Raw genomic sequence first — 14,064 nt, forward strand, 5'->3', positions numbered from 1 at the left:
TCCGGTCACAAGCCTTGGCGGCTAATGGGTCCTCGCGTCCCCGTCAAGCCGCGGCGCTATTGATCTGACGTCGCTGCCGCGCCAAATAGGACCGTGGGCGGTAGCTATTATGACTGACATGAAAAAAGCGAAATTTCAGATCGGCCAGGTGGTCAGCCACCGGATTTTTCCGTTCCGGGGCGTGATCTTCGACGTCGATCCCGAATTCGACAACACCGAGGAATGGTACCAGGCGATTCCGGAGGATATCCGGCCGCCCAAGGACCAGCCCTTCTATCATCTCCTCGCCGAAAACGAGGAGACGGAATATATTGCCTATGTGTCGGAACAGAACCTGGTTCCCGACACGTCCGGCGAACCGGTGCGTCATCCCCAGATCGGCGAGTTGTTCGACAAGACCCCGGACGGGCGCTACGAGCCCAAGGCCGCGGCGATGCACTGAACCGGCGACCGGCTTGTCAAAAAAACACGACAGGACATGAAAAAAGCGGGGCCGAGCCCCGCTTTTTCGTCATTGTCCGCGATCTCCGCGACCCGGTTTATTCGCTGGCCTTCGCCTTTTCCTGCTCTTCCTTGAGCTTCTTGGCGAAATCCTCGTTGTTCTTGGACACGAAATCCTGCAGCTTCTTCTGCCGCTCTTCGATATCGGACTGTTGCAGCGGCGGTCCGTCGAAAGCGTCGGTGAAGCCCTGCAGCGAAACCTTGATCGGGTTCGGCTTGTTCTGGAAATTCACCGAAGTCAGCGTGAGTTCGCCGCCTTTCTTGAAGGACGCGATGATCGAGTCGGTCAACGGCACCTCGGCCACGCAGCGATCCGGCAGGCAGACCGCGTAATTGACCTTCTGCGCCTTGCCGCCGTCGACCTGCAGGCCCACGCCCGGCGCCATCAGGCGACCGGTCGGCACCGTCACCTGGAACACTTTGCGGTTCACCTTGCCCTTGATCTCGATCAGGCTGACGCCGGTGATCAGCTGGCCGGAATCGGCCAGAACGATGTTCTGCACATTGCAGATATCGACGTCTTCCTGCTTCGAGCAGGCTTTGAACCAGCCGCGCGGAATTTGCGGCTGCTGCGCCTGCTGGGCGAAGGCCGGGATGGCGTTGGCAGCGAGGAAACCCGCCGCGGCGACCGCCAGCACTGCTGTGCGTTTCGCGCTGGTGCGGTTCATCTTCATTCTGTCGTGATCCTTTCGAGTGTTCCGGTTCCGGCTCGTCCTGCGCTACCTGTTCGCCAAATGCGGCGACAGGATGGCTTCCGCGTCCGGGCGACCATTGCGCGTTTCCGCGCCGTGTTACACCGCCGCCGTCGGCGAATCCAGTCATTCACACCCTTTTCGTGGTGATTTGCCGCGATACGGCCATGCAAGGCGAACATGCTAGGGTCGACGCGAATCGATCCCAAGTCACCACGCCGGAACGCCATGAAACGTCTTTTTTGCCTTTCGATCGGCCTCGCCGCCAGCTTCGCCGCCGCCGTTCTGCCCGCCACCGCCGAACCGCGCCACGCCATCGCCATGCATGGCGAGCCGGCCCTGCCGGCCGATTTCCAGCATTTTTCCTATGTCAATCCCGACGCGCCGAAGGGCGGCACGGTCGACTATGCGGTGCAGGGCTCGTTCGACAGCCTCAACCCGTTCATCATCCAGGGCTCGGCCGCGCGCGGCACGCTCGACCTGGAATTCGGCTACAACGTCTTCGAAAGCCTGATGCAGCGCTCCTACGACGAGCCGTTCACGCTTTACCCGCTGATCGCCGAATCGGTCGAGACCGACGCCGACCGCACGTTCGTGGAATTCCGTCTCGACGCGCGGGCGCGGTTTTCCGACGGCGAGCCGGTGACGGCCGACGATGTCATCTTCACCTTCAAGCTGCTGCGCGACAAGGGTTTTCCGCGCTATAAGCGCACCGTCGACAAGATCGCGACAATGGAAAGGCGCGACGAGCGCACGGTGCGTTTCGTCTTCGGCGAGGGCGACCGCGAACTGCCGCTGATCATCGGCCTGATGCCGGTGCTGCCCGAACATGCCACGGATGCCGAAAATTTCGACAAGTCGACCCTGAAGCCGATGATCGGCTCCGGCCCCTACACGATCGGAACGGTCAGGCCGGGCGAATTGCTGGTGCTCGACCGCAACCCCGACTACTGGGCCAGGAATATTCCCTCCAAGCGCGGCTTCGACAATTACGACCAGATCCGCGTCAACTATTTCCGCGACGACAACGCGCTGTTCGAGGCCTTCAAGAAGGGGCTGATCGACGTCCATGTCGAAAACAACTCCAACCGCTGGACCGGTGAATACGACTTCCCGGCAGTGACGCAGGGCGACATCGTCAAGGACAGTTTCGACAGCGGCCTGCCGTCGGGCATGTACGGGTTCGTCATGAACACGCGCCGCGCCGTCTTCGCAGATCCCAGGCTGAGGGCGGCGCTGGCAGGCCTGTTCGATTTCGAATGGGCCAACCGCACTCTGTTTTCCGGCGCCTACGAACGCACCAGAAGCTATTTCGACGGGTCCGAACTGTCGTCCAGCGGCACTCCGGCTACCGATGCCGAAAAGGCGCTGCTCGCCCCCTTCCCCGGCGCCGTTCGCCCCGAAATCATGGATGGCACCTGGGCGCCGCCGGTTTCGGACGGCAGCGGGCGCGACCGCGCCTTTCTGCGCCGCGGCTTCGACGCGCTCAAGGCCGCCGGCTACGAAATGCGCGGCGACGGCCTGGTCGGCCCCGACGGGGCGCCGCTTGCCTTCGAGATCATGCTCAAGGCCAAGGGCGGTCAGGAACTGGCGCTTGCCTGGCAGCGCACGCTCGCCCGGCTCGGCGTCAAGGCAAGCCTGCGCTCGGTCGACGCCGCGCAGTACCAGCAGCGGCTTCTGACCCACGACTACGACATGATCCTGCATCGCTACCCGTCCTCGCTGTCGCCCGGCGTCGAGCAGATCGGCCGCTGGGGCTCGGGTTCGCGCGACGCGCAGGGGTCGTGGAATTTCGCCGGTGCCGCCGATCCCGCCATCGACGCGATGATCGACGCGCTGCTCAACGCGCGTGAGCGCGACGCTTTCGTCGACGCCGTCCGCGCCTATGACCGGGTGCTACTGAGCGGGTCCTATGTCGTGCCGCTTTACCACCGGAACGACAAATGGGTGGCGCGCTGGAACCAGATCCGCCACCCCGACACCGCGCCGCTCTACGGCTACCAGTTGCAAAGCTGGTGGAGCGCCCCAAAATAGAGGCAAACAGGAGACCGGCATGAGCGATCCCCAAACGGTCCAGGTCGACGTCGTCTCCGACGTCGTGTGCCCCTGGTGCTATATCGGCAAGAAACGGCTCGAGCAGGCTCTGGATGCGGTCGACGACGTTAAGGTCGACCTGCGCTGGCGTCCCTACCAGCTCGACCCGACCATTCCCGCCGAAGGTCACGACCGCAAGGCCTATATGCTGTCCAAGTTCGGCAGCCGCGAAAAGTTGGCCGAGGCGCATGAGGCGGTCAAGGCCGCCGGTGCACGCGAAGGCATCGCCTTTGATCTCGGCGCGATCGCCGTCTCGCCCAACACGCTCGATGCGCACCGGCTGATCCGCTGGGCGCAGACGGTCGGCGCCGACGCCCAGACCCGGCTGGTCGGTCTGCTGTTCAAGGCCTATTTCGAGGACGGCAAGGATATCGGCGAACGCGCGGTGCTGATCGAGGCGGCGCGCGCGGCGGGTCTGGACGCCGCGCTCGCCGAAACCCTGCTTGCCACCGACGCCGACCGCGACGCGGTGCGCAGCGAAATCGAGACGGCCCAGAACATGGGCATTCGCGGCGTGCCCTGCTTCCTGATCGAGAACAAATACGCCGTCATGGGCGCCCAGGATCCGGACATGCTGGCCGACGCGATCCGCCAGGTGGCGGCGATGAAGGCGCGCGGCGAGCTGGAAGCCGCGTCATAAGGCACGCCGGCGACCGGTCCGCCCGTCAGGCAGCCGCCTTGTCGGCCAGCCGCGACAACTGCGTCATCACCACGGCCGCACCCGCCAGCCGCTTTTCGGCCGTCGGCCAGTCGCGCGACAAGACCACCGAGTGGTCGGAGCGGATTTTGGCCAGCGACCCCTGCTCGGCGATGAAGCGCACCAGCCCGGCCGGGTCGGCAAACACATTATCGCGGAACTGGACGACCACGCCTTTCGGCCCGGCATCGAGCTTGGCCACGTTGGCGCGCCGGCACAGCGCCTTGATGTAGACGATCTTCAACAGATGCTGCACCTCGACCGGCAGCGGCCCGAACCGGTCGATCAGCTCGGCCCCGAACGCGTCGATCTCCTCGGTCGTTTCCAGTTCGGCCAGCCGCCGGTAGAGCGCCAGGCGCAGCTGCAGGTCGGGCACGTAGTCTTCCGGGATCATCACCGCGGTACCGACCGTAATCTGCGGCGACCAGCCTGTGTCGACCGTCTCGCCAGCGCCGCGCAGTTCGGCCACCGCCTCCTCCAGCATCTGCTGATAGAGCTCGAAGCCGACTTCCTTGATGTGGCCCGACTGTTCCTCGCCCAGAAGATTGCCGGCGCCGCGAATGTCGAGATCGTGGCTGGCGAGCTGAAAGCCGGCGCCGAGCGTATCAAGCGATTGCAGCACCTTCAGCCGCCGGTCGGCATTGGCCGTCAGCGTACGGTTTGCCGGCAGGGTGAACAGCGCGTAGGCGCGCACCTTGGAACGGCCGACCCGGCCGCGCAGCTGGTAGAGCTGGGCGAGCCCGAACATATCCGCCCGGTGTACAATCAGCGTGTTGGCGGTCGGAATGTCGAGGCCCGATTCCACGATCGTGGTCGACAACAGCACGTCGTACTTGCCGTCGTAAAAGGCGTTCATGATGTCGTCGAGCTGGCCGGGCGGCAATTGCCCATGCGCGGTCGCGACCTTCAGTTCCGGCACGGATTCACGCAGGAATTCAGAGATTTCGGCAAGATCGCTGATCCGCGGCACGACATAGAAACTCTGCCCGCCGCGATAGCGCTCGCGCAGCAGCGTCTCGCGCACCACCAGGGGATCGAAGGGCGAGATGAAGGTGCGCACCGCCATCCGGTCGACCGGCGGCGTGGCGATCAGCGAGAGTTCGCGCACCCCCGTCAGCGCGAGCTGCAGCGTGCGCGGGATCGGGGTCGCCGACAGGGTCAACACATGCACGTCGGATTTGAGGTCCTTGAGCCGCTCCTTGTGCTTGACGCCGAAATGCTGCTCCTCGTCGATGATCAACAGGCCGAGATTTTTGAAATGTACCGAGGCCCCGAGCAGCGCATGGGTGCCGACGACGATGTCGACGGTACCGTCGGCCAGCCCCTTCTTGGTCTCGGCGAGGTCCTTGGCGCCGACCAGGCGCGAGGCCTGGCGCAACCGGATCGGAAGACCGCTGAAACGTTCCGAAAACGTCTTGAAATGCTGGCGCGCCAGAAGCGTGGTCGGCACCACCACGGCGACCTGGAACCCTTCCATGGCCGCCAGGAACGCGGCGCGCAGCGCGACCTCGGTCTTGCCGAAGCCGACATCGCCGCACACCAGCCGGTCCATCGGCCGCCCGGCGGCGAGATCGCCCATCACCGCGTCGATGGCGTTCTGCTGATCCTCGGTCTCCTCGTAGGGGAAGCGGGCGGCAAACTCGCCGTAGAGCCCGTCGGGCGGGCGGACCGCCGGCGCGCCGCGCATTTCGCGCTCGGCCGCGATCCGGATCAGTTGCCCGGCCATCTCCAAAAGCTTTTTCTTCAGCTTGGCCTTGCGCGCCTGCCAGTTGCCGCCGCCAAGCCGGTCGAGCGGCGTATCGGCCGCGTCCGAGCCGTAGCGCGACAGAAGGTCGATGTTTTCCACCGGCAGGAACAGCCGGCCGTCGCCCGCATAGTGGATTTCCAGACAGTCGTGCGGGGCGCCCGCCGCCTCGATCGTCTTCAGACCGATGAAACGGCCGATACCGTGATCGGCGTGCACGACAATATCACCCGACGAGATCGCCGACAATTCGGTGATGAAGTCGGCGTTGCGCTTGCGCTTCGAGCGGCGCACCAGCCGGTCGCCGAGAATGTCCTGTTCCGAAACCAGCGCGAAACCCTCGGCCTCGAACCCGGTCTCGATCGGCAGCACGGCCGCCCCCGCCTCGCCGCCAGACAGCTTTGCCGCCTCGGCAAGGTTTTGCACCCGGGTCAGGCCGCCGAGCCCGTGCTCGGCCAGGATCTGACCGAGCCGGTCGAGCGAGCCTTCCGTCCAGCCGGCGACCAGCACGCGCCGGCCGGCGCTCCTGAGACCGGCAATATGGCGAACCGCGTGATCGAACACATTGGCCGAGGGATCGGCGCGTTCGGCGGCAAAACTCCGCCCGGCCTTGGAATGGGCGTTGACGATCCGGCGGCCGGCCGTTTCGGGCGTGTCGAACGGGGTCAGGTCGCAGACCAGGCGTTCGGTCCCCGCCGCCGCAACCTCCTCTGCCGTCAGATAAAGCAAATCCGGCGGCGCGGGTTTGTAAGGGGTCGAATCGGCGAGCCCGCCGCCGGCGGACTGGCTGCGACGGGCCTCGTAGTGGTCGTCGATCACGCTGCGGCGCTCCGTCAGCGCGTCATGGGCGAGCGCGTCGAACACCACCGGTCCCGCGGGCAGATAGTCGAACACCGTTTCCAACCCGTCGTGGAAAAAGGCCAGCCAGTGCTCCATGCCGGCGAAACGCCGGCCTTCGCTGATCGCGGCGTAAAGCGCGTCGTCGCGCGAGGGCGCGCCGAAAGCCTCTATATAGGCGCGCCGGAAGCGGCTGATCGCCTCGGGCGTCAGCGTGACCTCGCTCGCCGGCTGCAGCACCATCTCGGCGCGCTGGCTGGTGGTGCGTTGCGTGGCCGGGTCGAAGGCGCGAATCGATTCCAGCGTGTCGCCGAAAAAATCGAGCCGAAGCGGTTCGGGCGCGCCCGGCGCGTAAAGATCGACGATGCCGCCGCGCACAGCGTATTCGGCCACGTCGCGCACCGTGCCGACGCGCTCGAAGCCGCTGGTCTGAAGCCGTTCGATCAGCGCCTGCATGTCGACCTGGTTGCCGGGCCTGGCCGCAAAAAGCCGCGCCTCCAGCGTTTCGGCCGGCGGGATGCGCTGCAAGACGGCATTGACGGTGGCCAGGATCACCGCCCGGTGCGGCGCCTTTTTCAGCGCGATCATCGCCGCCAGCGCGTCGAGACGGCGTGCGGCCGCATCCGCGCCCGGCGACACCCGGTCATAAGGCAGGCAGTCCCAGGCCGGCAGTTCCAGAACCGGCAGGTCGGGCGCGGCAAAGGCGAGCGCGTCGCGGATCGCGGGCAGCCGCTGGCCGTCGCGGGCGATGAACAACACCGGCCGGTCGGCCGCTGCTTCCGTGACGATGCGCGAAAGCACGAAAGCCTCGAAACCGTCGGCGACCCCGGCAACGGTCACCTTGCCGGCATGTCCCGGTTTCAATCCGAGAGTGGGAAGCAGCGTCATGGTGTCGTCTTACCCAAACGGCATGACCCGGCAAAACGCCTGGATCCTGCGAAACAAAGCGGTGTCGTGGGCTGCCGGGACCGGCACCTCGCCGGTGAACCATTTAAACAGCTCCGCGTCGGGCACCTCGAGCAGATCCTCGAACAGGTCGAGTTCGGCTGCCGGCAGCGCGTCCAGCCGCGCGTCGGCGAATGTCCCCAGCAAAAGGTCCATCTCGCGCATGCCGCGGTGCCAGGCACGAAAACGCGCCTTGCGCCGGCGAACGTGGAGGGTTCCGGTAGTTCTCTTCGATCCGCTCATCGGCTGCAAATTCCCTTCGCGGGCGCATATATCGTGGAACAATGCCGGTGTCAGCCTTGCGCGCGGCCCGCGCCCCCATATTGTTGCCGCATGCGACCGTCCCTGCTCGATCCCCTGTTTGCCTCCGCCACCACGCTCGACGGGGTCGGGGCCAAAATTGCCGGCCTTTTGGAAAAGATCGTGCCGGCCGACATCGCCGGGCGCGAGTTGCGGGTCGGCGACCTGATTTTCGTATTGCCGCACACGCTGATCGACCGCCGCAACCGGCCAGGCATCGCATCCGCGCCCGAGGGCGCGATCGTCACGCTCGACCTGCGCGTCGACCGCCACCAGCCCGCCCCGCGCGGCCGCAAAAACGTGCCCTACCGGGTGTTTGCGAGCGACGAGACCGGCGAGATCGCGCTGACCTTTTTCCATGCACGCCAGAGCTGGCTCGAACAGATGCTGCCGGTCGGCGAACAGGTCCTCGTCAGCGGCCGCATGGAATGGTTCAACGGCCGCCCGTCAATGGTCCATCCCGACCACATCGTGGCCGCCTCCGAGGCCGCCAGCCTGCCGCTGGTCGAGCCGGTCTATCCGCTGACAGCCGGCCTGTCGCCGCGCGTCCTGCGCCGCATCCTCGAGCAGGCGCTGGACAAATGCCCCGACCTGCCGGAGTGGCTCGACGCCGAGCTGATGCGCCGGCAGGGCTTTCCCGCCTTCGCCGCCGCGCTGAGACGGCTGCATCATCCCGGCGATCCGCTCGACGTGGCGCTCGACAATCCCTCCCGGCGGCGGCTGGCCTATGACGAATTTCTCGCCAACCAGCTTTCGCTGGCGCTGGTGCGGGCAAAAATCCGCCGCCTGTCCGGGCGCCCGCTCACCGGCGACGGCCGACTGGTCGCAGCCGTGCTGGCCGCCCTGCCCTATGCGCTGACCGGCTCGCAGGACGAGGCGTTCGCCGAGATCGCCGCCGACCTCGCCCGTCCCGAACGCATGCTCCGGCTGCTGCAGGGCGATGTCGGCGCCGGCAAGACGGTGGTGGCGCTGCTTGCCATGGCGCGCGCGGCCGAGACCGGCGGGCAGTCGGTACTGATGGCGCCGACCGAAATCCTGGCGCGCCAGCATTTTGCCACCATCGCCCCGATCGCCGAAAAGGCCGGCCTGCGCGCCGCTATCCTGACCGGACGCGACAAGGGCCGCGAACGCCAAAAACTGCTTGAGGCGATCGCCGAGGGCGCGGTCGATTTCGTGGTCGGCACCCACGCTCTGTTCCAGGAGGAGGTGGTTTACCGCGAGCTGGTGCTGGCGGTCATCGACGAGCAGCACCGCTTCGGCGTGCATCAGCGGCTGGCGCTGACCGCCAAGGGAGCGGCGCCCGACATGCTGGTGATGACGGCAACCCCGATCCCGCGCACGCTGGTGTTGACCGCCTTCGGCGACATGGACGTGTCGCGGCTGACCGAAAAGCCGGCCGGACGCCGGCCGATCGCCACCGTCACGCTACCGACGGAGCGCCTGCCGGACCTGCTTGGCCGGATCGAGAACGCGCTCGCCGAAGGCCAGAAGATCTACTGGATCTGCCCGCTGGTCGAGGAATCAGACGAAGTTGACCTGATGTCGGCGGAAGAGCGCTTCGCCGCCCTGCAGCCGCGCTTCGGCGCCGCACTCGGCCTGGTCCACGGCCGCATGAAGGGGGCCGAAAAGGACGAGGCGATGCGCGCCTTCAAGGCCGGCGAGACGCGCCTTCTGGTCGCCACCACCGTGATCGAGGTTGGCGTCGACGTGCCCGACGCCACTATCATGGTGATCGAGCATGCCGAGCGTTTCGGGCTTGCCCAGCTTCACCAGCTGCGCGGCCGGGTGGGACGCGGCGACAAACCGTCGACCTGCGTGCTGCTTTACAAGGGTCCGCTTGGCGAAACGGCCAGCCGGCGCCTGTCGGTGATGCGCGACAGCCAGGACGGTTTCCTGATCGCGGAAGAGGATTTGAAACTGCGCGGCGAAGGCGAGCTTCTGGGCACGCGCCAGTCCGGCACGCCGGGCTTTCAGGTGGCCCGCGTTGAGGCGCATGCCGACCTTCTGGAAACCGCGCGCAACGACGCGCGGCTGGTCCTGGAACGCGACCCGGAGCTGACATCGGCGCGCGGCGAGGCGCTCAGGCTGCTGCTTTATTTGTTCGGCCGCGACGACGCGATCCGGCTGTTGCGGGCCGGATAAAAGCCGCTATTCGGCGGCCGGGCGTTTCGGCTGCCTGACGAGCGCGTCTTCGGCGAGCTTCTGGGTCATCTTTTGGTACTCGGGCGTGACCAGCCCGGCCGAGATCACCAGCTTCGCCGCCTCCTCGACCGACATCGACAGCTCGATCAGTTCGGTCTTGGGCACGTACATCAAGAAGCCGGTCGTCGGATTGGGGGTCGAGGGCAGGAAGACGGCGATCGTGCGCCCGGCATGCGGCTCGAGCAGATGGTTGACCTCAAATTCGCGTTCGCTTGAAATGAAGACGATCGCCCAGGCGCCGCGGCGCGGATATTCGATCAGGCCGACTTTCTTGAACACGTCCGATTTGTGCGACAGTACCGTCTCGAAGATCTGTTTCAAGCCGCGATAGATCGAGCGGACGAGCGGCATGCGCCCGAGCAGGTATTCGCCGTAGGAAACGATGGTGCGGCCGATGAAATTGGCGGTCAGAAAGCCGATCAGCGTGATCAGGACCACCGCCACGATCAGCCCGAAGCCGGGCACGGCGAACGGCAGATAGCTGTCGGGATTGTAGCGCAGGGGAATATAGGGTTTGACCCAGGAATCCACCCAGCCGATCAGCGACCACGACAGATAGGCCGTGATCGCCAGCGGCGCGCACACGACGAGCCCGGTCAGGAAATAATTGCGCAGGCGGGTCATGCCGCGATGCTTGGCGGTGTCGGACATTGGCTCCAGGAACGCTCTTGGTCAAACGATGCACGATACATAGGGCAACACGACCAAATTATGAAATCGCGGCCGCGCGGCAGCGCGAACCGTCAGAGCGCAGCGGCTTTTGCCCGCACGCCGTCGGCGTAGATTATTCCACCGTCACCGATTTCGCCAGATTGCGCGGCTGATCGACATCCGTGCCCATGAACACGGCGGTGAAATAGGCCAGCATCTGGATTGGCAGCGCGTAGATGATCGGCGCGATCATTTCCGGCACGTCGGGCAGGACGATCGTTTCCAGCGTCTCGATGCCGGCCTTGTCCGCTCCCTTGGCGTCGGTGATCAAAATGATCTTGCCGCCGCGCGCGGCGACCTCCTGCATATTGGACACGGTCTTGTCGAAGATATGATCGTAAGGCGCGATCACGATCACCGGCATGTTCTCGTCGATCAGCGCGATCGGCCCGTGCTTCAACTCGCCCGCCGCATAGCCTTCGGCATGGATATAGGAGATTTCCTTGAGCTTGAGCGCGCCTTCCATGGCGAGCGGGTAGTTGGTGTCGCGGCCGAGATAAAGCGCGTGCTTGTAGTGGGACAGTTCGCGCGCCACCTTTTCAACCTGACGGTCGAGCTTCAGCACCTGGCTGGCGATCCGCGGCGTTTCCGAAAGCGCACGCACCAGGGCCTTTTCCTCTTCAGGCGAAACCGTGCCGCGCTCCTTGGCCGCGCGCAGCGCGAGCGAGGCCAGCACCGAAAGCTGACAGGTGAAGGCCTTGGTCGAGGCGACGCCGATTTCCGGCCCGGCGAGCGTGGGGAAGATACAGTCGGATTCGCGCGCGATGGTGGATTCGGCCACGTTGACGATCGCGCCGATCGGAATGCCTTCCTTGCGGCAGTAGCGCAGCGAGGCCAGCGTGTCGGCGGTCTCGCCCGATTGCGAGACGAAGAACGCCGCGCTGTTCTTGACCAGCGGCATTTCCCGGTAGCGGAACTCCGAGGCGATATCGATGTCGACCGGCAGGCGCGCCAGACGCTCGAACCAGTATTTGCCGATCAGCCCGGCCAGATAGGCCGTGCCGCACGCCGAGATCGCGATCCGGTCGAGGGTGGCGAAGTCGAACGGCAGCGGATCGGCGCGCGTCGTGCGTTCGGAAAAATCGATATAATGCGCCAGCGTGTGCGAGATCACCTCGGGCTGTTCATGGATTTCCTTTTCCATGAAATGGCGGTGATTGCCCTTGTCGACCAGAAAGCGCGTCCCGATCGATTGCTGTTGCGCCCGTTCGATACGCTGGCCGTTCATATCGTAAATTTCCATCCCGCCGCGGCGCAGCACGACCCAGTCGCCGTCTTCCAGGTAGGTCACGATATTGGTGAACGGCGCCAGCGCGATCGCGTCGGAGCCAAGATACATTTCGCCGTCGCCGTGGCCGATCGCCAGCGGCGGACCGCTGCGCGCGCCGACGATCAGGTCCTCGTCGCCGCGAAACAGGATGGCGAGCGCGAAAGCGCCCTCCAGGCGCTTCAGCGCGGCAAAGGCCGCGTCGACGGGCGCCGCCCCCCGATCGATCTCGCGCGAGATCAGATGCGCGACCACCTCGGTATCGGTCTGCGACGCGAACCTGTAGCCGTCGGCCTGCAATTCGGCGCGGATCTCGGCAAAGTTCTCGATAATGCCGTTGTGCACGATGGCGACATCGTTGGAAAAATGCGGATGGGCGTTGGTTTCGTTGGGAACGCCGTGCGTGGCCCAGCGCGTATGGCCGATGCCGATGGTGCCGTCGAGCGGACTTTCGGCGATGCGGCGCTCGAGATTGACCAGCTTGCCCTCGGCGCGGCGCCGGTCGAGGTGACCGTCCAGGATCGTGGCGACACCGGCCGAATCGTACCCGCGATACTCAAGCCGTTTGAGCGCATCCACGATAAGCGGCGCGACCGGCGTGCGGCCGACAATTCCAACGATTCCACACATCGATGATCAAGTCCCCACGTTTTTTCTCACCTTCGGTGAACGACGATTTAGGTGCTTGCAAGGCAAAGCGGAAGTAAAAAGACTTTTCACTCGATGACAGCCGTCGATGGAAAAGCGCGGCAGGCGCCCGTCAGCGCATCGACCGTCGGGCCGCGTCCAGCAGGCTTTCGATGCCCCGGGCCATATAGACATGTTCGCTGCCGAGCGCGAACAGTCCGTAGCCCATCGCCCTGTAGCGTCCGCACAGCGCCGGGTCGACCACGTAGATGCCGGCCAGCTTGCCGGCCCGCGCCGCGCGCGCGGCAATATCGGCGATCGCGTCCATCATATCGTCCAAGCCGGGATCGAAGCGCGCGCCCCCGCTCCAGGCGATGGAAAAGTCGGACGGGCCGACAAACACCCCGTCAATGCCCGGCACGGCGAGAATATCGTCAAGCGCGGCCAGCGCCTCGCGGGTCTCGATCATGGCGAAGGCGGTGGTGGCGCCGTTCTGCGACTGCAGCCATTCCTGTCCGTCCTGCGGTCCGCGGCGCGGCATCGCGAAGGTCGGCCCCCAGGAGCGCTGCCCCACGGGCGGATATTTCATCGCCGCGGCGAAGCGACGGGCGTCATCAAGCGAGTTGATCATCGGCGCGATCACGGCCTCCGCGCCGAGATCGAGCGCGCGGCTGGCCATGTCGAAGCGCCCCACCGGGATGCGTACGATCGCATGACGGTCGGCCGCCAGCACCGGCGCGAGCGAGCGCACCACGCTGTCCTCGTGATGGCCGCCATGCTGCATATCGAGCGTGACGGCGTCGAAACCCTGTCCGGCGACGATTTCAACGGTCAGGGCGTCGGGCACCGACGACCACGCCGTAAACAGCGTTTCGCCACCCGCGAGGCGTTCGGCAAGGGTCATCGACATGGTCTCCCCGGAATTCGGCGCGCACCGCCCTGGCCGCCTGCCAAGGACGGCCGACATTTTGGAGCGACAAAATCAGCTTTGCTTGATCTGCTCGACGGCGACGGCCAGCAATTCTTCCATCGTGCGGCGGATCTGATGGTCCGACTGATCGACGCCGGCTGCGTCGAAATCCTTGCGAACCTTGCGGAACACGTCCTCGTCGCCGGCCTCCTCGAAGTCGGCATTGACCACTTCCACGGCATAGGCGTCGGCGTCGGGCCCCGACTTGCCCAGCTTTTCGGCCGCCCACAGGCCCAGGAGCTTGTTGCGGCGCGCCATCGCCTTGAATTTCAGTTCCTCGTCATGAACGAACTTCTTTTCGAACGCGTCCTCGCGGTCTTTCATGCTGGCCATCAAAGGTCCTCCGGTCGGGGAATTGAATCTCGGTTCTCCATAGGGCGACTGGCCCGTGAAATCAAAGGCTTTTGCCCCGGTCAACAGCCGAGCCGCATCCCGCCGCATCGCGAAACCGGTTGATCCGCGCCATTTGCCGATTGA

Annotated in this window: 11 protein-coding genes; 4 read left to right on the top strand and 7 right to left on the bottom strand. The window is 65.4% G+C overall.

Annotated features, from left to right (window positions below; translation table 11 throughout):
- The first annotated feature begins 118 nt into the window (after positions 1-118).
- The gene (hspQ, locus tag ACT2B0_RS09195) at positions 119-442 is read left to right on the top strand and encodes a heat shock protein HspQ (RefSeq protein WP_473465880.1); all 324 of its coding nucleotides are present in this window, start codon (positions 119-121) and stop codon (positions 440-442) included.
- Between the two features lie 97 nt (positions 443-539).
- Here the strand turns inward: hspQ and ACT2B0_RS09200 are convergent, their stop codons facing one another.
- Entirely contained in the window at positions 540-1,175 is a 636-nt protein-coding gene (locus tag ACT2B0_RS09200; RefSeq protein ID WP_473463857.1) for an invasion associated locus B family protein, read from the bottom strand.
- 246 nt (positions 1,176-1,421) lie between these two features.
- On the opposite strand from ACT2B0_RS09200, the gene ACT2B0_RS09205 reads away from it, so the two are divergent.
- Both ACT2B0_RS09205 and ACT2B0_RS09210 read left to right on the top strand, forming a co-directional pair.
- Entirely contained in the window at positions 1,422-3,227 is a 1,806-nt protein-coding gene (locus tag ACT2B0_RS09205) for an extracellular solute-binding protein (RefSeq protein WP_473463859.1), read from the top strand.
- Positions 3,228-3,246: 19 nt separating this feature from the next.
- Positions 3,247-3,927 carry a DsbA family oxidoreductase gene (locus ACT2B0_RS09210; RefSeq protein ID WP_473463861.1) on the top strand — a complete coding sequence of 227 codons (681 nt, stop codon included), beginning with the start codon at positions 3,247-3,249 and terminating at the stop codon, positions 3,925-3,927.
- A 25-nt stretch (positions 3,928-3,952) separates the two neighbouring features.
- Here ACT2B0_RS09210 and mfd read toward each other — a convergent pair whose 3' ends face one another.
- Positions 3,953-7,453 (bottom strand): transcription-repair coupling factor, encoded by a 3,501-nt coding sequence (gene mfd / locus ACT2B0_RS09215; protein WP_473463863.1) that lies wholly within the window; start codon positions 7,451-7,453, stop codon positions 3,953-3,955.
- 9 nt (positions 7,454-7,462) lie between these two features.
- Positions 7,463-7,753, bottom strand: coding sequence for an FAD assembly factor SdhE (locus ACT2B0_RS09220; protein ID WP_473463866.1), 291 nt, complete (start codon positions 7,751-7,753; stop codon positions 7,463-7,465).
- 90 nt (positions 7,754-7,843) lie between these two features.
- Here ACT2B0_RS09220 and recG point away from each other — a divergent pair, with 90 nt between their 5' ends.
- Positions 7,844-9,952, top strand: coding sequence for an ATP-dependent DNA helicase RecG (gene recG, locus ACT2B0_RS09225; RefSeq protein WP_473463869.1), 2,109 nt, complete (start codon positions 7,844-7,846; stop codon positions 9,950-9,952).
- 6 nt (positions 9,953-9,958) lie between these two features.
- Here the strand turns inward: recG and ACT2B0_RS09230 are convergent, their stop codons facing one another.
- From ACT2B0_RS09230 to ACT2B0_RS09245, 4 genes are all read right to left on the bottom strand, one after another.
- Positions 9,959-10,663, bottom strand: a complete 705-nt coding sequence (locus ACT2B0_RS09230) for a DUF502 domain-containing protein (RefSeq protein WP_481658474.1) — start codon at positions 10,661-10,663, stop codon at positions 9,959-9,961.
- A gap of 133 nt (positions 10,664-10,796) precedes the next feature.
- Positions 10,797-12,620 (bottom strand): glutamine--fructose-6-phosphate transaminase (isomerizing), encoded by a 1,824-nt coding sequence (glmS, locus tag ACT2B0_RS09235; protein ID WP_473463874.1) that lies wholly within the window; start codon positions 12,618-12,620, stop codon positions 10,797-10,799.
- Between the two features lie 130 nt (positions 12,621-12,750).
- The gene (locus tag ACT2B0_RS09240; protein WP_473463877.1) at positions 12,751-13,521 is read right to left on the bottom strand and encodes an HpcH/HpaI aldolase family protein; all 771 of its coding nucleotides are present in this window, start codon (positions 13,519-13,521) and stop codon (positions 12,751-12,753) included.
- A 78-nt stretch (positions 13,522-13,599) separates the two neighbouring features.
- Positions 13,600-13,920: a DUF1476 domain-containing protein gene (locus ACT2B0_RS09245; protein WP_473463880.1), complete on the bottom strand. Its 321-nt coding sequence runs from the start codon at positions 13,918-13,920 to the stop codon at positions 13,600-13,602.
- Between the last annotated feature and the right edge of the window lie 144 nt (positions 13,921-14,064).

The sequence above is a fragment of the Nitratireductor sp. J20-h4 genome, from assembly GCF_056780505.1.